Origin of the sequence: Pontibacter arcticus (assembly GCF_003284895.1) — a bacterium.
GTDB lineage: Bacteria > Bacteroidota > Bacteroidia > Cytophagales > Hymenobacteraceae > Pontibacter > Pontibacter arcticus.
Map to the genome: position 1 here is coordinate 919,479 of NZ_QMDV01000001.1, position 20,294 is coordinate 939,772.

General features: G+C 45.9%; 15 protein-coding genes. 2 read left to right on the plus strand and 13 right to left on the minus strand.

Annotation, left to right across the window (positions count from 1 at the left end; genetic code table 11):
* Nucleotides 1-6 precede the first annotated feature (6 nt).
* Nucleotides 7-732: a subclass B1 metallo-beta-lactamase gene (bla, locus tag DP923_RS04135; protein ID WP_112304520.1), complete on the plus strand. Its 726-nt coding sequence runs from the start codon at nucleotides 7-9 to the stop codon at nucleotides 730-732.
* A gap of 68 nt (nucleotides 733-800) precedes the next feature.
* Here the strand turns inward: bla and DP923_RS04140 are convergent, their stop codons facing one another.
* From DP923_RS04140 to DP923_RS04150, 3 genes are all read right to left on the minus strand, one after another.
* Nucleotides 801-1,526: a head GIN domain-containing protein gene (locus DP923_RS04140; protein ID WP_112304521.1), complete on the minus strand. Its 726-nt coding sequence runs from the start codon at nucleotides 1,524-1,526 to the stop codon at nucleotides 801-803.
* Nucleotides 1,527-2,468: 942 nt separating this feature from the next.
* Nucleotides 2,469-2,981, minus strand: coding sequence for a hypothetical protein (locus tag DP923_RS04145; protein WP_112304522.1), 513 nt, complete (start codon nucleotides 2,979-2,981; stop codon nucleotides 2,469-2,471).
* Nucleotides 2,982-2,995: 14 nt separating this feature from the next.
* Nucleotides 2,996-3,841 carry an energy transducer TonB gene (locus DP923_RS04150; RefSeq protein ID WP_112304523.1) on the minus strand — a complete coding sequence of 282 codons (846 nt, stop codon included), beginning with the start codon at nucleotides 3,839-3,841 and terminating at the stop codon, nucleotides 2,996-2,998.
* 145 nt (nucleotides 3,842-3,986) lie between these two features.
* On the opposite strand from DP923_RS04150, the gene DP923_RS04155 reads away from it, so the two are divergent.
* The gene (locus DP923_RS04155; protein ID WP_112304524.1) at nucleotides 3,987-5,840 is read left to right on the plus strand and encodes an ABC transporter ATP-binding protein; all 1,854 of its coding nucleotides are present in this window, start codon (nucleotides 3,987-3,989) and stop codon (nucleotides 5,838-5,840) included.
* 22 nt (nucleotides 5,841-5,862) lie between these two features.
* Here the strand turns inward: DP923_RS04155 and DP923_RS04160 are convergent, their stop codons facing one another.
* The 10 genes from DP923_RS04160 to DP923_RS04200 all read right to left on the minus strand — a co-directional run bounded on the left by DP923_RS04160 (nucleotide 5,863) and on the right by DP923_RS04200 (nucleotide 20,256).
* On the minus strand, nucleotides 5,863-6,321 hold the full coding sequence (locus DP923_RS04160; protein ID WP_112304525.1) for a fasciclin domain-containing protein: 459 nt from the start codon (nucleotides 6,319-6,321) through the stop codon (nucleotides 5,863-5,865).
* 85 nt (nucleotides 6,322-6,406) lie between these two features.
* Nucleotides 6,407-7,033, minus strand: coding sequence for a rhomboid family intramembrane serine protease (locus DP923_RS04165; RefSeq protein WP_112304526.1), 627 nt, complete (start codon nucleotides 7,031-7,033; stop codon nucleotides 6,407-6,409).
* 491 nt (nucleotides 7,034-7,524) lie between these two features.
* A complete protein-coding gene (locus tag DP923_RS04170; RefSeq protein ID WP_112304527.1) occupies nucleotides 7,525-8,499 on the minus strand; it encodes a polyprenyl synthetase family protein in 975 nt (324 codons plus the stop codon).
* A 5-nt stretch (nucleotides 8,500-8,504) separates the two neighbouring features.
* Nucleotides 8,505-10,901 carry a ribonuclease R gene (gene rnr, locus DP923_RS04175; RefSeq protein ID WP_112304528.1) on the minus strand — a complete coding sequence of 799 codons (2,397 nt, stop codon included), beginning with the start codon at nucleotides 10,899-10,901 and terminating at the stop codon, nucleotides 8,505-8,507.
* A 280-nt stretch (nucleotides 10,902-11,181) separates the two neighbouring features.
* Entirely contained in the window at nucleotides 11,182-12,984 is a 1,803-nt protein-coding gene (locus tag DP923_RS04180) for an ABC transporter ATP-binding protein (protein ID WP_394341168.1), read from the minus strand.
* Between the two features lie 51 nt (nucleotides 12,985-13,035).
* Nucleotides 13,036-13,800 carry a hypothetical protein gene (locus DP923_RS04185; protein WP_112304530.1) on the minus strand — a complete coding sequence of 255 codons (765 nt, stop codon included), beginning with the start codon at nucleotides 13,798-13,800 and terminating at the stop codon, nucleotides 13,036-13,038.
* A 171-nt stretch (nucleotides 13,801-13,971) separates the two neighbouring features.
* The gene (locus tag DP923_RS04190; protein WP_112304531.1) at nucleotides 13,972-14,601 is read right to left on the minus strand and encodes a lipoprotein signal peptidase; all 630 of its coding nucleotides are present in this window, start codon (nucleotides 14,599-14,601) and stop codon (nucleotides 13,972-13,974) included.
* 101 nt (nucleotides 14,602-14,702) lie between these two features.
* Entirely contained in the window at nucleotides 14,703-18,059 is a 3,357-nt protein-coding gene (gene ileS, locus DP923_RS04195; RefSeq protein WP_112304532.1) for an isoleucine--tRNA ligase, read from the minus strand.
* A gap of 228 nt (nucleotides 18,060-18,287) precedes the next feature.
* Nucleotides 18,288-18,443: a hypothetical protein gene (locus DP923_RS16645; RefSeq protein ID WP_165838143.1), complete on the minus strand. Its 156-nt coding sequence runs from the start codon at nucleotides 18,441-18,443 to the stop codon at nucleotides 18,288-18,290.
* Between the two features lie 313 nt (nucleotides 18,444-18,756).
* Nucleotides 18,757-20,256, minus strand: a complete 1,500-nt coding sequence (locus DP923_RS04200; protein ID WP_112304533.1) for a glycine--tRNA ligase — start codon at nucleotides 20,254-20,256, stop codon at nucleotides 18,757-18,759.
* Between the last annotated feature and the right edge of the window lie 38 nt (nucleotides 20,257-20,294).

A 20,294-nucleotide genomic window follows, 5' to 3' on the forward strand; every position in this document is an offset into this window, starting at 1 on the left:
TTGATTATGCCGTTCCGCCTGCTTTTTATACTTGGTCTGATATTCGGGTTTGCACAGCTTGTGCAGGCGCAGGAAGCGCGTATACAAGTAACCAAGGTAAAGCCCGACCTCTACGTTTATACTTCGTACGGCACATTTAACGGCGAAAAGGTACCAGCCAACGGCCTGATCATCAGCACAACCGATAGCGTGGTGCTGATAGATACACCCTGGGACGATCCGCAGACAGAACAGGTACTGACCTGGGTTGCAAAAAACCTGAAAAAGCCTGTTACACACTGCATTGTTACGCACGCGCACCAGGACAGAATGGGTGGCATTGCAGCTTTGCAAAAACAAAAAGTAAAAGTATGGAGTACTGCGCTAACTTCTAAAAAAGCATTTGAGCAAGGTCTGGGCAACCCAAGCCCTGTTTTACCTCCTACTGATACAACTTTTACGATTGGCAGAACCGAAATAGAAGTATACTTTCCGGGAGCAGGCCATGTACCGGATAACCTGGTGGTATGGCTGCCCGAAACAAAGTTGCTTGCAGGGGGTTGCCTGGTAAAAGCAGAAGATGCCAAAAACCTGGGAAATGTAGCAGAAGCCAACCTTACGGCCTGGCCAGAAGCGATCAGGCATGTGCTATTCAGGTACCCTGATGCCGCCGTTGTGGTACCCGGCCACGGACCGTTAAGCGATAACAAAGCCCTGCATCATACTTTAAAATTACTCTTGCAGCGGAAGTAACTTAACTGCCTAAGCACAAAAAAAGCACAGCCTTCAGGAGCTGTGCTTTTTTGTGGAATAAGTTTGTACTAGTTCATTTTAGAAATTTTAGCAGCCGCTGATGTTTCGGCATCTATTTTCGGGCTGCCTTTGTACGCTACATTCGATGCGCCGGAAGCATTAATATCCAGGTTTTCTTTTGCAAACACTTTTATCTTGCTGCCGCCGCTTGCTTCTATCTTTACATTTTTGGCTTCCAGTTCGGAGGCTTCTACTTTGCTGGCACCGCTCATATCCACTGTTACCTCATTTGCACGACCCGTTAAGGTTACATTGCTGCCTCCGCTCAGGTCGGCTTTCAGAGTTTGTACTTGCAGGGCAAGTATAACTTTAGAACCGCCACTCATATCCAGATCAAATGTTCCGGTTTTAAAAGTGGATTTACCGGTTACTTTCACGCCGCCGCTAATGTCGATATTATTCAGTTCTTTAACGGTCACAAACGCTTTCATGGGCTTGCTCGAGTTCAGGCTCTTATCGTTGTAAATGTGCAGCACGCCGTTTCTAACGTCTGTTTTAATATTGCTGAGCAGGTTTTCTTCCGCCTCCAGCACAACGCCCTCCTTGTTGCCCAATATAACTTCTACTGCAAATCCGCCACTTACATCAATACCTTTAAAGTTGCTCACCGTTCTGCTCTCGGTTTTTACATTCCCGTTACCTCTTAAAGTTTGGCTAAAGGCCGGGATGTGTGCAAAGAAAAAAGCCATGGTAGCTAGCATAATCAGCGATGCGGCGTGTGTTGAGATCTTCATAGTTTTATTTTGTTTTATAGTGTTTACTTAGAGAATGAATCCTGAAAACCGGAATTTAACTAACAGATGCAGTAGCGAACAGAAAGGTTGCTTCTGAAGTATAATATTTTTTCGAAAAGTTATCACACTGGTTATTTTAACCTTTAGCAAGAAATTTACCTTAAGGCCTAAACTTCAACAAGCGCATCCGCCAAAGTATAAACCTTCCCGTTCAGGGGCATTCTACATTTCAGTTCAGCGGTCAGGCAGGAATTTACGGCTGGTGCACCTGGCAATAACGAACACGCGAGAAGCAAACCGCGGCTAGTTTTGGTCTGTTAAGTTTAAGAGTTGGAGTATGCTTCTTTGTGAGGAAGCGTTTCAAGACTGTTTACCCTAGCGCAGACGTTAGTTGGAAGTGCAAGGTAGTTTCAGCAACATATGAACCAGGTAGAAAACAAGAGACGCACTTTATACTTACTGCCCTGGTTTTTAAAAATTTTGCCGAAATTTCAGTTTTATACTTTTAAGATCAGTTTCAGAGGCAGTTTATTTCAGATTTAAGCGCACGTATATAAAGTATAAACGTCTGAATATCAGCAGATCACAAATCAAAAAATAAGCTTAAAAAAAATGTGCAAAAATTTAAAAAAAACATTGCTGTTTTCTTTGGGATTAGAAAACTAAAAATGTAATTTTGCACCCGCAATAAGGGAGGGAATAGTTGGAAATGCTAAAATAGAAAACGCATAATTCATATGCAAATTTCTGTATTATTTTTTTCAGCAAAAAATTAGTCCGCTCTATTTCAGATTGCTTATTGCCCGTATAAAAAAGAGACGACTTGCCTGTTAAGGCATTAATATAAAGTTAGTTAGAAATTAGATTAGTTTAGTTTGTTTTAAGGTGAGAGAAGGCCCAGCTATTTTAGCCGGGCTTTTCTCATTTATAGCCTTTATACTTTTATTTCAGGTATTTCTTCGGAATCGGATTCTTGGGTGTTTCCGGTGTAAAGACAAGGCTTGCTACCCACCAGCGCCCTTTATCAAATACCAGTTGGTAAATATTAACGCCACGGTCCTGTACTTTTCCAGCAGAGCTGCCCAACCGGGTTTCGTAGGTTTGGAAAGCCGTGGCAATGTTGCCGAACTGCTCTACACGCAGTGCCAGTTGATTTTCGTAGAAGCCCATTTCTGCGTAGGCTGGCCCGTTACGGTCAGCAAATTGCTCTACCGTGGTTAAGCGCACAAAGCTGCTGTCGTTTTTAAAGAACACGCCTCCCATTTGGGCATTTGGCAGGAACAGCGCTTTAAACTTCTCCATGTCGCGCGGCTGCCCTTTTGGCCCGGAAATTATACTTAGTGCCGTTTTAGCAAGTGCTTCTACGGTAGCTACTTCCTGTGGCGGCATAGTGGCCTGCGCAAACAGAGTATGGCTAAGCGCAAAAGTGAAACAGATGAGTAACAGCTTTTTCATAAGTGAAGGTTAAGTTAGCGTAACGTGAATTTGAACGGCATGTGGTATAAAACAGCAACTTTTTCGCCTTCCATTTCGCCGGGCTTCCATTTTGGCATTTTATGGGCAACCCGGAGCGCCTCGTTATCCAGGCCTTTGCTTATACTTTGTGAAACATTAAATTTATCGATACTGCCATCCGCCTTCACTATAAAACTAACGATTACAGTGCCGCTCTCTTTCTGGTGCTGGCTTTTAGCCAAGTAGCGCACGTTCTGCGCAATAAAAGCTCCTATTGCCTGCTCGCCTCCCGGAAACTGGGGAAGTACCCGGAACGGAACAAACGCTATTTCTTTACCATCTTCTGCATAACATTTACCGGATACTTGTTTCCCTGCCGCATACATTTCTTCGCGCTTTAGGGCACCACTTGGGTAATAAGATTTTAATTCTCCGTCTGGCTTACCGTTTGTATACGCTATACTATGTTTCAACTTCTTGTTCTCATACCATTCCATATCGAGTAGCAGCTGCCCATTGTCGTATGATTTAATTGTACGCTTGTTACCTTGCCGGAAGTAGGAGACCAATTGCCCATGTGCTTTGCGCGGATGAAAAACAGAAGTATAAGTGCCTTCTTTCAGCAGAATAAAATCACCGGAATCCGGAGGCATCTCATAATAACGAATTGTACCTGCCTGCGCTTCGTCGGTCTGGCGTTCTATTATCTCTATAAATTTTGCTGCGCGCTTATCATCCGTTTCAATTTCATGGGCATCGAAATATTGTACATGCTTTATCTGCGCTTCGGCGGTGTGGCAAAAGCAGGCAGTTAAGTTTAGTGTAAGAAGAACCAAAGCACTTTTAAGAATTGATTTCATTCTGTTATGTGTTTATACTTTAAGGAGATGGAATAAATCAAATATAAGGCAGCAGCTATATCATTTACAACATAGGCACTGAATTAGAAAGACCCGTGGCTATACTTTAAAACATAATCCTGAGCCGGCTGTATACTTCTCTATCATGAAAGAAGCTAAAAAAGGAACACGCTCCGCAATACAGAACCCCAACGATAAAAAAAGCTTTAAAGAGCAAGTAGGCGCACTCAAAAACCTGCCTAAATTTTTCAGGCTGATCTGGCATACCAGCAAAAGCATGACCATCGGCAACATGCTGTTGCGCCTCGTAAAATCGGCTATTCCGCTGGCGATGTTGTATGTGGGCAAGCTGATTATTGATGAAGTGATCCGGCAATACGGGCTGAACGGCGAACGCGAACTAACTTATTTATGGGAACTCGTAGCGCTGGAACTTGGACTGGCAGTACTTTCCGACCTCATTAACCGCGGCATTACGCTGCTCGATAGCCTGCTCGGCGATCTGTTCTCCAACAAAACCTCTGTCACCTTAATAGAACATGCCGCTACGCTGGACCTAGCCCAGTTCGAAGATGCTACTTTTTACGATAAACTGGAGCGGGCACGTAGGCAAACGGTAACGCGAGTGGTGCTGATGTCGCAGGTACTCTCGCAGGTGCAGGATATGGTTACGATTGCTTTCCTGGCCGTTGGCCTTATCGCTTTTAACCCGTGGCTGATCGTTATACTTTTGATTGCGGTAATTCCGTCTTTCCTCGGCGAATCGCATTTTAACGAACGCACCTACTCCTTATCCCGCTCCTGGACGCCCGAACGCCGCGAACTCGATTACCTGCGCTACATTGGTGCCTCCGACGAAACAGCCAAAGAGATCAAAACCTTTAACCTTTCCGGTTTCCTGGCAGATCGTTTCCGGGCACTTTCGGATAGGTATTATAACCTGAACAAGAACCTGATTGTGCGGCGCGCTGTGTGGGGAAGTATACTTTCGGGTATTGGTACGCTGGCGTATTATGGGGCTTACGTGTTTATACTTTTCAGGGCGGTTTCAGGTGCTATTTCTATTGGTGATCTCACGTTTCTGGCGGGTTCCTTTAACAACATGCGCGGGCTGCTGCAGGGCATCATGACACGTTTTTCGCAAATCGCTGAGAGCGCTTTATACTTGCAGGACCTGTTCGATTTCCTGGAATTGAAACCAAACATTACACCTCCGGTTAACCCGCATCTTATTCCGAGGCCGATACAGAAAGGCTTTACCTTTGAGAACGTCGGGTTTAAATACCATAACAGCGAGCGCTGGGCCGTGCGGCACCTCTCTTTCCATCTGCAGGCCGGCGAAAAACTGGCGTTGGTTGGTGAGAACGGCGCTGGCAAAACTACCTTGGTTAAGCTCTTAGCACGCCTTTACGAACCCACAGAAGGCCGCATACTTTTAGATGGAAAAGACCTGCGGGATTATGATCTGAACGATCTGCGGCACCAGGTGGGCATTATTTTCCAGGATTTTGTGCGGTTCCAGATGTCGGCTTCCGATAACATTGCCATTGGCCAGATCAGCAATATTTTAGATAAAGACCGCATCCAAACATCCGCCCATAAAAGTTTAGCCGATCAGGTTATTCAGAAACTACCAGACAAGTATGAGCAGGTGTTAGGCAAGCGCTTTAACAAAGGTGTGGAGCTATCGGGTGGCGAGTGGCAGAAAGTAGCGCTGGCCCGTGCTTACATGCGCGATGCACAGTTGCTTATTTTAGATGAGCCAACCTCAGCTTTGGATGCGCGCGCCGAACACGAGGTTTTCCTTCGTTTCTCTGAACTGATTGCCGGTAAAACTGCCGTGCTTATCTCCCACCGCTTTTCTACGGTACGCATGGCCGATCGGATCTTGTTTCTGGAGAATGGCCAGTTGAAAGAGCTAGGTTCGCATGAAGAGCTTCTGGCGCAAAACGGGAAGTATGCCGAGTTGTTTACACTTCAGGCTAAAGGTTACTTATAGAGATGTTCCACGTGTGGCAAACCTAAATGGCCAGTACATTATCAAGCCCATGAATAACGCCGTTTTTCGCTTTGCTATCGGCTTGTAAGATGCGCACACCATTTACCAGTGTCTGGTCTTTTTTACGGAAGATACTTAGTTTACTGCCAGCTAAGGTGGGTATAGAACTGCCTTCTTTCAGGTCGCTTTGCAAGTAATTTCCTTTCAGGATGTGGGCGGCCAATGTAGCGCGCACCTCTCCTGCTGATGCAGCCTGCAAGGCACGTAAAGCACTTTCCGGTGGAGCAAGGATGGTATAGGTGTTATCGCAGGAAAGCAGTGGCGCATACCCGGCCTTCGTTAAAAGTTCTGCTAGGATGGGCCTTTCCCGCATTACCTGTTCCAGTAAACAAACAGGTTGCTGCCTGGCCGAAGCATTAAATGAGAGAGCCAGTAAAAGTATAAATAGAGAATATTTCAGGATGATTGGGCTGGTGCGCATGGTGTAGGAGCTTATGTAACTCCTTATACGTAGCCTGCTTACAAACAGCCGGTTAGCCTTATGCTGCTTCTGAGTTTATACTTCTTTAAAAAGGCAGACGCCAGTTGCTGATCTGCTGGAAGAAGTTTGGCAGTGCTTGTGGTACAAAAGCAATGCTCAGTACAAACCCGTAAACAGCGCCGTAAAAGTGAGCGTCGTGGTTAATGTTATCACCCATGCGCTTGCCCTGGTAATAAGAGTAGATTAGATACAGCACACCAAGTATAAAACCCGGAATGCAAAGTATAGCATACAGGCAAATATCCTGTGTAGGATAAAAAAGTATACTTGAGAACACAACAGCGGCCACACCACCTGATGCGCCCAATGCGCGGTAACCCGGATCGTTGCGGTGTTTCAGGTAAGTCGGAATATCTGCTACAATAACGCCGCCCAAATAAATCAGCAAATAAATCAGGATGCCGGTTGTACCTCCGAAAAAGGCACCAAACGTCTGCTCCACGGCATTGCCAAAGAAGAACAGCGTAAACATGTTAAAAAGCAGGTGCGTGAAATCGGCGTGCAGAAACCCGGAGGTCAAAAAGCGGTGCCACGAATTATCGCGCTGAATACGGTATGGTTCAAAGATCCAACCAGCCATTAAGCTGTGGTTCTTCCAAGCGTACCACGAAATCCCAACGGTAAGTATAATTAATATAAGAGTAATGCTCATTTTAGGTAACGTGCTGATGTATTAAATTTCTTAATGTGGTAATGTTAATGGCTAAATTGTTGCTTGTTAAGTTGCATGAAAATTTTACTGCCGCGAGTTTGAGCGAAGCGGTAACTTGTGGTAAAGTATGGATAGAAGTTTTCAACTTCTTTGCTTTGCAAAAGCAAGGACTGCAATGGGTTATACTTTGGTAAAGGCTTTAGAAGTATGAGATCGGCCTTTCCCGTTCTGTCGTCCTGTTAAGGGTCTTATGAATTACTTGCGACTCATTACCAGGATTCTTTACAGGATGACAAATAAGCTAACTGTTTCTGTAAGTGTAATTTTTCTGCTGTCGCAGAAAGTAAGTTACAAACTTACATCATGCAAAACCACAAGTTACGCTGCGCTAAACTTGCGGTAGAAGCTATTTTATACTTCAACCATTCAACAATCAAAATCCTGCAATTCCGTTGGCATCCCGAAAATCCTGATTCAGACAATAACGCAACCTAAGCCTCTCGCTCCATTAGTTGCAGGGCAAGGTTGCGTAAGTCGGTTTTCTGATTTTCTGCCACCTCCACAGCGTCTAAATGCTGCATGGCTTTCTGGAAGTATACTTCTATCTGCTGCTCGGTTTGCTGTTTTATCTGGAGTTGGTCATACACTTCTGTTACAGCTTTTACTTTTTCAGCAGTTATACTTTCGTCGGTTTTGTGGCGCCAGGCTTTTATACTTTGGAGTTGCGATTCGTCAGCTTGTTCGAGCGCGGTCAGCATCAAAAACGTTTTCTTATCCGATAGTATATCGCCGCCTACCTGCTTGCCAAATTTCGCTTTATCGCCATACACATCCAACAAATCATCGCGCAGCTGGAAAGCAATACCAATGTTAATACCGAATGCCTGCAGATGTGCCGAATCCGCTTCGGGTGCGCCCTGCAATAGAGCGCCCATCTCTAAACTGAAACCAAGCAGCACTGCTGTCTTCAGGGTGATCATGTGGATGTACTCGGGTATGCTTACCTGCTGGCGTTGCTCAAAATTCATGTCGAGTTGCTGGCCTTCGCATACTTCAGCAGCGGCTTTACTAAACAATTGCAACACCTTTGGAAGTATGGCCGGCTCAATACCCAGTAACAGTTCGTACGCACGCACCAGCATCACATCCCCGGAAAGTATGGCCGTGTTGGCGTTCCACTTTTCGTGTACGGTTTGCTGCCCACGGCGTAGTGGTGCCTTGTCCATGATGTCGTCGTGGAGGAGGGTAAAGTTGTGGAAAACCTCTACTGCCGCAGCTGGCAAAAGTAGGTTTTCCACATCGTCTTTATACATATTTGCGGCCAGCAGCGCCAATAAAGGCCTTATCCGTTTTCCGCCCAACGCCATAATATACCGGATAGGCTCGTAAAGTTCCGGTGGGTTTTCGCCATAGCGAAGGCTGCTTAATGTGTTATTCAGTTTTTCGGAAAGGGTGCTGCTATCCACAGTTTTTAATGTTGTTTCAGGGTCTCTACTAATTCCAGATCGATGGTGCGTTCGGCCAAGTTGGCGCCGGTTACTTCGACCATCACCTCATCGCCAAACGAAATAATACGCTTGTTCTGGCGGCCTATTACACGGTAGTTATCGGCATCCAGTTCGTAATAATCGTCGTTGAGGCTGGAGAGGCGAACCATGCCTTCGCATTTGTTTTCTTCGATCTCCACAAAGATACCCCATTCTGTTACACCAGACACAATCCCTTTGTACTGGTTGCCGATGGTATCTTTCATGAACTCCACCTGCTTGTACTTGATAGAGGCACGCTCGGCATCTGCAGCGCGTTTCTCCATGTCAGAAGAATGCTGGCAACGCTTTTCGAATTCTTCTTTGTCTTCGTTTTTGCCACCATCTAAATAGAACTGCAACAGGCGATGCGCCATCATATCGGGGTAACGACGGATGGGCGATGTAAAGTGAGAATAGTGTGCGAATGCCAGACCAAAGTGGCCTTCGGGCTCGGTGCTATACTTGGCTTTTGCCATCGTGCGTATCGCCAGGTTCTGCAGTACGTTCTGCTCCGGTTTGCCTTCGGTATCTTCTGCCAGCCTGTTTAGCTCATTCGAAATATTTCCTTCCGGATCTACTTTATAGCCAAATTTACGCGCGAAAATAGAGAAGGTGCTCAGTCTGTCCGGGTCCGGGGCGCCGTGGGTACGGTACACCATGGTCGGGCGTTTTTTATCTTTGCCCAGGTTATACACATATTCGGCTACTTTGCGGTTAGCCAGCAACATGAATTCCTCGATCAGTTTATGGGCATCTTTCCGCTCTTTTACATAAATGTATAGCGGCTTGCCGTTCTCATCGAGCTTAAATTTAACTTCGGTTGTTTCGAAACTGATAGCGCCGTTCTTAAAGCGTTTGTCTTTCAGCTTTTTGGCAATCTCGTTTAGCGTGTTGATTTCCTCGGCAAAGTCACCTTCGCCGGTTTCGATGCGCTCCTGTGCTTCTTCGTAGGCAAACCTGCGGTCAGAATAAATAACGGTGCGGCCATACCAGGTATCGTATAACCTGCCGGTATCGTCCAGCTCAAATACAACCGAGAAGGTTAGCTTTTCTTCTTCAGGGCGCAGCGAGCAAAGGCCATTCGAGAGGCGCTCAGGCAACATTGGAATTGTTCTGTCTACTAAGTATACCGACGTAGCTCTGTGGAAGGCTTCTTTCTCGAGGGTGGTGCGCGGCGTTACATAATGCGTTACATCGGCAATATGCACTCCTATTTCCCAGTGGCCGTTCTCTAATTTCTGAATCGAAAGGGCATCGTCAAAATCTTTTGCGTCGGCAGGGTCAATGGTAAAAGTGGTTACGTTGCGGAAGTCGCGGCGCTTGGCAATTTCTTCTTTTGTGATTTCCTCTGATATCGTTTCTGCTTCTTCTTCCACAGACTCCGGAAACTCGAACGGCAACCCGAACTCCGCCATAATAGAATGGATCTCGGCTTCGTGCTCGCCTGCCGGGCCAAACACACGGATTACTTCGCCAATCGGGTTTTTATCTGGTTTGGTGGGCCACTCTACTATTTTAACCAATACCTTATCGCGTGCCTGTGCGCCGTTAAGCCCACGTTCGCCTACAAAAATATCGAAGTATAACTTTTTAGAATCCGGCACTACAAACCCAAAATTTTTGGAAAGCTCCATGATACCTACCAGTTCGGTACGCTTGCGCTCCACCACCTCTACTACAATGCCTTCGGCGCGGCCACCGCTGCGGGTTGGCAGTACTTCTACTTTTACGATGTCGCCATCCATGGCATACTTCAGGTGTTCGCGGTATACCCGTACATCGTCTTCCAATTCTTCTGATACGATGTAGGCATACTTGTTATTAGCCAGATCTACGCGGCCTGTAATAATATCAACACGCAGGTTTAACGTATATTTGCCTTCTGATAGTAGCAGTTTTTTATCCTCTACCAGTAAGTTCAGCATTTCCGAAACCATTTCGCGGCCTTTCTTATCAGTTACACCCATGCGGCGGAACACCTGCTGAATGGTAAAAGGAGTATCGGGGCTATTAGAGAACGACTCCAGCACAATGCTTTTGGCGGCTCTTCGCTCACCATTGCGGCGGTTATCCTGCTTTCTTAAGTATGAATCTTTTCCGGATGGCTGGCCTTTATCAGAAAAACCTCTGCTGGAAGATGACCTGCCTTTGGAGTTACTGTTTCTGCCTGAGGAGGAAGATTTGCCTCTTGCACTTCCAGCTGCTCCTCTTTCTGAAGATGACTTACTTCTTGCACTTGCACCATCTCTTGCGGCTGAAGAACCGTCTTCGGAGCGTGATTTTCTTTTATCGGGGCGGCCGGTATTATCTCTGCCGCCTTTGTCTTGTTTGCTTCTCATGTATCAATAATATCTTTCAATGGGCTATCCAATCGATAGCTGTCAGAGCCATTCGTTAGCTCTACATAATTTTATGCTATACGCCATAGCAGCCGCTTTGGCTGTTATGTAATCTTAATTTCAGGTGAATTTATAGAGAATGTTCTATATAGAGGCTATCCTGACCGGAATAATAAAGTATAAACTCTGTTAGCAGCACAAAGTTCAGGTATATGAATCTTTCGAAATGAACAAAAGTATGGCATCTACTTTAGCTTGAAGCCGACTTTATACTTTGTTTCTAGACTGAACCTGCTTTCATAAGGTCACGTTTCTGTTGGGCTTTTATAATATCTTCGGGTTCGCCCTTCGGGATGGCGTTGATCAGGACGCGGGTATAGTCCTGCTGCGGGTTTAAGTATAACTGGTCGGGGGTGCCGCTTTCTATGATCTGGCCTTTGCTCATTACCAGAATCCGGTCCGACATATACTTGGCAACTGACAGATCGTGGGTAATGAAAATGTAGGTAATCCCGAACTCCTGCTTTAGTTTGTTGAGTAAATTAAGTACCTGCGCCTGCACCGACACATCCAGCGCTGAAACAGATTCATCACAAATTATACATTTTGGTTGTAATGCTAAAGCCCGTGCTATACAGATCCGTTGCCGCTGCCCACCCGAAAACTCATGTGGATAACGCTGGAAATGCTCTCTGGTAAGTCCTACTTTTTCAAGTAGTTGCATGGTGACTTCTTTTCTTTCCTGGTTGCTGTTGTAAAGTTTATGCACATGCATCGGCTCCATAATGGCTTCGCCTACGGTGTGCATCGGGTTAAGCGAAGCATAAGGGTCCTGGAAAATCATCTGAAAATCCCGGCGGCTTTTACGGAGTTCTTCTGCGCTCAGCTTTGCAATATCTACACCATCAAAAAGTATGCTGCCATCTGTTGGCTCTACCAGCCTGAGCAAGGAACGGCCCAGCGTTGTTTTGCCGCAACCAGATTCGCCTACAAGGCCAATGGTTTCGCCGGGCTGTACCGTGAAGCTGACATTATCTACTGCCTTTACATAATCTGTGGTCCGCGCGAAAAAGCCTTTCTTGATCGGGAAGTATACTTTCAGGTTCCTGACTTCGAGTAACGGCTCTGTAGTTTCCTTTAGCTTTATACTTGCTGGCGCAGGCTGTTCCAGTTCTTCAAGTATACTTGACTTCTTTCTCTCGGTGATGTTGCCCTGCGCATCTTCCACCATAAAATCAGACACAGTCGGAAGTATGGATTGGGCTTTGGCCGTTAATTTAGGGCGACAGGCCAGCAACCCTTTTGTGTAGGGGTGTTGCGGGTTGGTGAAAATATCCAACACGCGGCCTTGCTCTACCAGTTTGCCTTTATACATTACCAGAATGCGGTCGGCAATTTCGGCAACAACTCCCAGGTCGTGGGTAATAAACAGAACGGCCGTATTTTCTTTTACTCTGAGTTCATCAATCAACTCCAGCATACGAGCCTGCACCGTTACATCCAAAGCAGTTGTTGGTTCGTCGGCAATCAGTATACTTGGTTCGCAGGCCATAGCCATTGCAATCATGACGCGTTGCTTTTGTCCGCCTGAAATCTCATGTGGATAAGCGTCATAAATTTTCTCTGGTCGAGGTAGTTTTGCTTTCTCAAAAAGGGAAATCGTGCGGTTTCTGGCTTCTTCTTTCGATAAATTAGTATGCAGCAGCAGTACTTCAGCAACTTGTTTTCCACAGGTATAAACCGGGTTCAAAGACGACATCGGCTCCTGGAAAATCATACTTATCTCGTTGCCCCGTACCTGCTGCATCTGCTTTTCAGGTAAGGTAAACAGGTCTACTTCGCCAAACCGCTCCGACTGAAAAATAGCAGTTCCGCCAGCTATTCGGCCCGGCGGCGTATTGATCAGGCGCATCACAGAAAGCGACGTTACCGACTTCCCTGAACCCGACTCTCCTACTATGGCCACTGTCTCGCCTGGGTATACTTCAAACGATACCTTGTCCACGGCTTTGGTAGTGCCGCGGTGCGTCGAGAAAACGGTTTCCAGATCGGTTACTTTAAGGATGGGTTTGGTTGCAGGCAAGGTAATTTGGGTTTAGGCTTCAGGTAAAAATAAGAGTTTTTGCTGTAATCGCTACTCAACTGTTATAGATAAGTTCTTCCCTCTAAAAGTATAGGCATGTATAATTCCTACTCCTTCGCTAATATAAATCCCCTGTACAAAGTCAATCGGGTATTTTTCTGACCTGGGTTCATGCGCTTCCAGGTAAGGTTGTTTGAGGTACAGATGGTATACATTTTTGTGCGTTACACCACCAACAGTTACCTCTGGCAAAAATTCCTGCTTATAGGTTATTCCATCTAACGTGGTAGTTGCTGCATCCGAAAGTATAAAGGTGCGCCTGCTTGTAAAGTTTGTAATTGTGGTTGTTCCGTAAGGCACCGGTTCAGGATAGATATTGGCGTAACCAACTTCAAATTCTACTACATCGTTTACTTCTTCTTTATCATGGATGGCGTTATAACGATCCGGGTCAGCGTCTTTCCTATACTTTGTTTTGATGCTGAAATGCTTTTCACCTGTTATTTGGCTGGTAAACACCTTTTCTTCTGATGTATAATAATTTTTACAGGAATTAGGGTCGAATTTGCCTGTGTAATTGTTCTTTCCGGCCGGTATCACAAGTGTGGCATTTTTAGCTGGCATCTCATACTTCAGTTGCAGCTTGCCACTTTCTGTTGTGGCGTAATAGCTTGCTACGGATGTGGGCTGGGCAGGCAGAAAAGAAACAAGCTCATTTGTAAATTCCAGTTTCCCCAGGTTTACATCTTCGCACTTTTCACAGGCACTTAAGCCAGCAGCTAAAACAAGAACGGCTAATAGTTTAGGTAATTTCATGTGCTAATAAAAGCTTATAATATAGTTACAGGTAAAAGGCACAAAATATAACCCTATGATTTCTGATTACCATCCTGCTTACAGGCTTATATTTTTGAAAACTGATACCCCTAAACAAAAGCGGCTGTTCCTTAATGGAACAGCCGCTTTTGTTATACTTTATACATTAGCTTATAAGCTCTGCTGCAAACCTACCGATTCGGGGTTGTTGCTTTTCTCTTCTTCGTGCTCCCCGAAAAAACGCTTCTGGTTAAACAGAATCAGCAATACGCCAATAAAAATCGCAGAATCGGCTACGTTAAAGATCGGCCACAGCGACATTGGTTTTCCGCCTAACAAGGGCACCCAGTTTGGTACAATACCTTCCCAGATATCCAAATAAAACATATCGATTACCTGCCCATGAAACCACGGCGTTGACGAACCATACGGAGCATTATCAAACCAAACACCATAAAAGGTGCTATCAATTAAGTTACCGATAGCACCGCCCAGTATAAGCGCAATGCACCATATTAACCCAGTAGGGGCATGATGCTTCACTAAGTAATACAGATAGTAACTGATACCAAACATGGCTACCAACCGGAACAGCGTTAAAATAAGCTTACCATATTCGGAGCCCAACTCCACGCCAAAAGCCATACCCGGGTTTAGCGTATAGTGCAGCTTAGCCCAATCGCCGATCAGGTGAATTTCGCCGGGCATGCCCATTTCCATGTTGTAATGCACGATCAGCTTCACAGCCTGGTCTATCAGGATAATAATAAAGGCCGCCAGGTAATATTTCCAGTATTTCATGTTTGCAGTTTAAGCAGTTGCCAGTCAGTAATGGATGGCTGCTGCACGTATAGAAAGTATAAAAGCACCGGCCGCTTATACAGCAACCGGTGCTTTTTGGTTTAAATAGTTGTAACTACTTCGGTTTGGATGCTGATGTACACCTGGAACTCATCCATCTCCAGCAAGGTACCGCCAGCCAGGTTCTCCACCACCGTAAGCGATAACGCCTGCGTTTCGGTGCAGATGGCTTCGCGGAAATTCTCGACAGCTGCGTTTACTTCCGGCGCGGCCTGTTGCATGGTAATATGGATCTTGTCCTGTACTTCGAGGTTAGAATCCTTGCGCAGGTTTTGGATGCGGTTTACCAGGTCACGGGCGATGCCTTCCTGCTTCAGTTCTTCGGTGATGGTTACATCGAGCGCAACCGTCAGTTTGCCTTCGTTCGCTACGAGCCAGCCTGGGATATCTTCCGAAGAAATTTCCACATCATCCGGCGTAAGCACTGCACTTTCATCATCGGCTATCACTACTTCAAAAGCACCTTCACGCTCCAGGGTAGCAATGTTATCCTGGTTCATTTGCTGCACTGCGGCAGCTACCAGTTTCATCTTTGGCCCGAATACCTGACCAAGCTTTTTAAAGTTAGGCTTGATCTTTTTCACCAGGATACCAGATGTATCATCAATGTACTCGATGTGCTTGATGTTTACTTCCGACATGATCAGGTCTTCTACGGCCTGTATCTGCTGGCGTGTATGCGCGTTCAGTACCGGAATAAGGATGCGCTGCAACGGCTGTCGTACTTTGATAAAGTGCTTTTTGCGGAGTGAGTGTACCAGCGACGAAATAGTCTGAGCCAGTTCCATGCGCTCTTCCAGTTCCTTATCCACGGCTGCAGTTACTAATTCCGGGTAATTAGCCAGGTGCACCGATTCTACCTGGTTTCTGCCGCTTACGTTATTCAGGTCACGGAACAGTTGTTCGGTGTAGAATGGCGCAATCGGAGAAGCAAGCTTAGCAATAGTTTCCAAACAAGTATAAAGTGTCTGGTAAGCGGCAATCTTGTCTTCGTTGTACTCCCCTTTCCAGAAACGTTTGCGGTTCAGGCGCACATACCAGTTACTCATGTCATCCACCACAAAATCCTGAATAGCACGGGCAGCTTTGGTTGGATCGTAATCAGCCAGATAACCATCCACATCCTGCACCAGCGTATTCAGCTTCGAGATAATCCAACGGTCGCTTTCTGTTCTGCGCTCCAACGGTACATCGGCTTCAGCATACGTGAAGTTATCCAGGTTGGTATACAGCGCGAAGAAAGAATACGTGTTCTGCAGCGTTCCGAAGAAACGGCGCTGGGTTTCTACAACACCATCGGCGTTGAATTTCAGGTTATCCCAAGGCGGTGCATTTGCGATCATATACCAACGCACGGCATCCGGACCATACTGGCCAATCATTTCGAACGGGTCGATAGCGTTGCCGAGGCGCTTGCTCATCTTGTTTCCGTTCTTATCCAGCACCAGGCCGTTCGCAATTACGTTCTTATAAGCCACGCTATCTTCCAGCATTACAGCCAGCGCATGCAGTGTAAAGAACCAACCACGCGTTTGGTCTACCCCTTCGGCAATATAATCTGCCGGGAAGTTCTGCTCGAATATTTCTTTGTTCTCCAACGGGTAATGCCACTGTGCATAAGGCATCGCACCAGAATCAAACCAAACATCGATAAGGTCTGGCTCTCTGTACATTGGCTTACCAGATGGGCTTGCCAAAATGATGTTATCCACGTAAGGGCGGTGCAGGTCGTGTATCTCAACTGCTGCATCCATGAAGCCTTTTTCCACAGCCACATCTATCTGCTCGCTCAGTTCGGCAATAGAACCGATGCAACGTTCTTCTTCACCATCTTCGGTTCGCCAGATAGGTAATGGCGTTCCCCAGTAGCGCGAGCGCGACAGGTTCCAGTCCACTAAATTCTCGAGCCAGTTACCAAAACGACCAGAGCCCGTAGATTCCGGTTTCCAGTTAATGGTTTTGTTCAGCTCGATCATTCTGTCTTTTACCGCAGTCGTTCTGATGAACCAGCTATCCAATGGGTAGTATAAAACAGGCTTATCGGTTCGCCAGCAATGCGGGTAGGTGTGCTCATACTTTTCAACCTTAAACGCCTTGCCTTCTTCTTTCAGTTTGATGGCAATAAGTACGTCGGTTGGTTTGTAGTCTGCAGCAGATTCGTCCTGGCCATCGTAGTTTTTCACGTACATGCCGGCAAAGTCTGTAATCTCTTTTACAAAGCGGCCCTGCTTATCTACGATCGGCATTGGTTTGCCATTTTCGTCGGTTACCAGCAAGGCAGGTATATCGTTCTGAGCAGCTACTCTAAAGTCGTCGGCACCAAATGTTGGCGAAATATGCACGATACCGGTACCATCTTCTGTTGTCACGAAATCACCGATCACCACTCTGAAAGCTGGCTTGTCCGGCTGCACATATGGCATCAACTGGTGATACTCTACACCATTCAGGTCTGCACCATTAAATTCTTCTACTATTTTAAACGGCACTAGTTTATCGCCTGGGTTATATGCTTCCAGGGCAATGTCCTTGGCTTTCTCGTTAAAGTAGCGGCTCACCAGATCTTTGGCAAGTATAACTGAGATCGGCGCGTAAGTGTAAGGGTTGTACGTTTTAACTTTTACATACTTGATGCCTTTACCCACTGCCAGACCCGTATTGGCCGGAAGCGTCCAGGGCGTTGTAGTCCAGGCCAGGAAGTATACTTGCTCCGCTTCGCTCTCGAACAGGAACATGTTGCGGGTAATCTTCTTGATCTCGAACTGGGCTGCAATGGTGGTATCTTTCACCATTTTGTAGCAACCTGGCTGGTTCAGTTCGTGCGAGCTAAGGCCTGTTCCGGCACCCGGCGAGTAAGGCTGTATGCTGTAGCCTTTGTACAGATAGCCTTTATCATACAACCTGCGCAGCAAGGCCCAGCAAGATTCTATGTAGTCGTTCTCGAATGTGATGTATGGGTTATCCAGGTCTACCCAGTAGCCCATTTTCTCGGTCAGGTCGTCCCATTGGCTTTTGAAACGCATAACTGTTTCGCGGCAACGCTGGTTATACTCTTCTACCGTTATCTTTTTGCCGATGTCTTCTTTGGTAATGCCCAGTTCTTTTTCTACCTGCAATTCTACCGGAAGCCCGTGTGTATCCCAGCCGCCTTTGCGGTTTACCTGGAAGCCTTTAAGCGTTTTGTAACGGCAGAAAATATCTTTTACCGCACGCGCCATTACGTGGTGAATACCGGGCACACCGTTCGCAGACGGCGGGCCTTCGTAAAACACGAACTGCTTGTTTCCTTCTCTTGTCGCTACTGATTTCCCGAAGATGTTATTTGCCTTCCAGAACGCCAGTACGTCTTCGCCAACCTTGGCGTAATTCAGATTTTTGTACTCGTTATACTTTGCCATTACCGGGTTTATACTTTTACTTCCACTGAAACAAGGCTGCAACAGTAGTGCGCTTGTTTTACAGTTTATAGTTAATTTCTTAGTTCTGCAATAATCTGGCAAAGTTAGGCATTTTGCGTCTTCTAATAAAGTGTAAGCTGCTGCATTAAGCGCTTCATTTTACAAAGTATAAGGTTCTTATAAAAAAAGCCCCGTTTAGTGGGGCTTTTTAATGTTGGGTTTCAGGGTTCAGCTTTTCTTTTTTGAGCCTGCTTTATCAGAAGATTTTGCTTCCGGTACACAATTCGGTACCTGTTTTCCATCTTTATCCTTCATGCCTATCTGCTCATATCCTTTCCAGCAAGGGTCTTTTTCTGATGCTTTTCCTTTTGATGATGTTGCCATAGCTTTCATAGTTTAGTGTACTTATCTATACGCTGCAACATTTTATACTTTGGGAGGAATGAGTGATTATTACTGGCGTTTTTTTATACTTTGAAGTATAGATATTGTTGAAAACCTTACGAAAAATGCGTTTATACTTAATTCAAGCTGATTTTTAATTCAGAATTTCCACAGATGCGTGTAGGATTTTTCTTCAGAATTTTATTTACGAACTTAACATAAGTATTACACTTCAATACCTACAAGTACTTTATAAAAGCAAAAAGCCGAAGGTTTATATCCTTCGGCTTTTTACGTTAATTATACTTTATACTTAGGCCAGCTTTTCTAAAATGCTTCTGAAGTTAACGGCTTTATCAATGTAAGTTCTGAGTTCTGAAATCGGCATGCGTACCTGCTCACGGCTGTCGCGGTCTCTTACAGTTACGGTATTATCTTCCAGTGTTTGGTGGTCTACGGCGATACAGAACGGCGTTCCGATCAGGTCCTGGCGGGTGTAACGCTTGCCAATGCTGTCGCGCTCTTCGTAGATCATATTGAAATCAAACTTCAGATCGTTGAAGATCTCAGTTGCTTTTTCCGGCAGGCCATCTTTTTTGGTAAGCGGAAGTATGGCAGCTTTAACCGGGGCAAGTGCCGGATGGAATTTCAGGAACGTACGCGTTTTTACAGCATCGCCTTCTGTAATTTCCTCTTCCTGGTAGGCATTGCAAAGCGTCATCAAAAACAAGCGATCCGCGCCGGCAGATGTTTCGATTACATAAGGAATGTAGTTTCCGTATGGTTTGCCTTCTTCGTTCAGGTCGTTATCAAAGTACTGCTGTTTCTTTTTGCTGAGTTCCTGGTGCTGGGTTAAGTCGAAATCCGTGCGCGAATGGATGCCTTCAATTTCCTTGAAACCAAATGGGAACTGGTACTCGATATCTACAGCGGCGTTGGCGTAATGGGCCAGCTTTTCGTGGTCGTGGTAACGTAGTTTAGCAGCCGGAATGCCAATGGCTTCGTGCCATACTTTGCGGGTTTCTTTCCATTTGTTATACCACTCCATTTCGGTGCCAGGGCGTACAAAGAACTGCATCTCCATTTGCTCAAACTCACGCATCCTGAAAATAAACTGGCGCGCCACAATCTCGTTACGGAACGCTTTACCAATCTGTGCAATACCGAAAGGCACTTTCATGCGGCCGGTTTTCTGCACGTTCAGGAAGTTCACGAATATACCCTGCGCCGTTTCCGGGCGTAAATAAATAGTGCTTGTATCTTCTGCCACAGAACCAACCTGCGTCGAGAACATCAAATTAAACTGGCGTACTTCGGTCCAGTTAGTTGTACCTGAAACCGGGCATTTAATATCTTCACGGATTATCAGCTCACGTACGCCATCCAGGTCTTCAGCTTCCAGCAGGCGGCCCATTTCAGCCAGCAGCGCATCGCAGGCTTCTTTATTTCCTTCGTTTTCGAGTCTGGCAGCTTTTTCTTCGATCAGTACATCGGCACGGTAACGCTTCTTCGAGTCTTTGTTATCGATCATCGGATCGTTAAAGCTATCGATGTGGCCCGATGCTTTCCAGGTAAGCGGGTGCATAAAGATGGCAGCATCCAGGCCAACTACGTTCTGGTTCAGCTGGGTCATGCATTTCCACCAAAGCTGCTTGATGTTGTTTTTCAGTTCTACGCCCATCTGGCCGTAGTCGTAAACGGCCTGCATGCCGTCATAAATTTCGCTCGACGGAAATACGAAGCCATACTCCTTCGCATGCGAAACGATATCTTTCAGTTGTGTATTTTCGAGGGTTTTATCTTGTGTCGCCATAAAGCAAAGATAGCTTTTTAGAGTTTTAGTATGTTAAA